This window comes from Mesonia sp. K4-1, from assembly GCF_008017825.1.
In the GTDB taxonomy this organism is placed as follows: domain Bacteria; phylum Bacteroidota; class Bacteroidia; order Flavobacteriales; family Flavobacteriaceae; genus Mesonia.
The window spans coordinates 1-1,032 of record NZ_VRLS01000009.1 but is presented as its reverse complement, the minus strand read 5'-3'; the positions used below and the strand labels follow the sequence as shown (position 1 = coordinate 1,032).

The 1,032-nt window shown below is 26.3% G+C and carries 1 protein-coding gene; it reads right to left on the bottom strand.

Features of this window, described 5'->3' with window-relative positions; translation table 11 throughout:
* Window positions 1-261 precede the first annotated feature (261 nt).
* Entirely contained in the window at window positions 262-840 is a 579-nt protein-coding gene (locus FT986_RS00545) for a hypothetical protein (RefSeq protein ID WP_147863346.1), read from the bottom strand.
* Between the last annotated feature and the right edge of the window lie 192 nt (window positions 841-1,032).

Sequence of the window (1,032 nt, the reverse complement as noted above, 5' to 3'; positions counted from 1 at the left end):
ACTCTGATGGACCTACCATCATCTTATTTACAGCATTCAACCCTTTTATTGCCATGGTTGATTCTTGGCACACTATGACAAGTAGCGTGTAATTATGAGTTAATTTTCAATATTGTCACAAGCCAAATCTTTTGCGTTTTGTTTTTATCTTATTTTTCTAAAAGCCAAATCAAAAGATTTGGCGACTTATCAAATATACCAAAATTTTCGGTTTAGAAAAGACGCAGCTATTTGTTATATACGCTGTTGTGCCACGTATTATTAATTCTTGGATTTATTTCTTTTATCCATTTTCTTATTAATTTCTTCCCACCAATTATCATATTTTTTTTTAAATTCTTTAGCCGAATTTTCTCCTAAAAAAATTATTTTTTTGAATAATTCTTTTCCAACTTTATATTCTGTATACCTTGAATAAACTTTTTTAAATAGTTCATCTGGAATTTCAAATTGATTTGGATTGATATTTCCATCTAACGAATTTGAATAATAAACTTGATCAGAATCATAAAGTTTAAATCTAATTTTAGTTTTAAAACTTCCTTTGTAAGCAATAGATTTTGTTTCTATGACTCCATTTGGCTTTATTTTGATTGTGTTATAACTATTTACACAAGTTGCTCTCTGCCAATATTCAATTGGTTTCCATTTACCGTTTTCATTTTTTGCTTCTTGTATTAAAAATAAAGATGAATCCTGCCTTGAGACAATAATAGAATCTTTAGAATTATTATAAACAAAAATAGATAATATTGAATCGTTTGATTTTTTTGCTATTAATAGAATTTCTTTTTCAAGTTGATTCTTATTTTCAAACTGTTTTAATATTTCTTGGTTCATCTCATAATTCGAAGAGATTCGATTACGATTTCGTTCCATTGCCAACGTTTGAGCATTCAATTGAAAAATCAAAAATGTCAGAATGATTACAAAATAATATTTGAGATTGATTTTTTGTATTATACTGAAATAGGTTGACTCTTTTAGATTAGAATAATTAATTTTTTAAATTGTGAGTTCAGGTAAATTTAC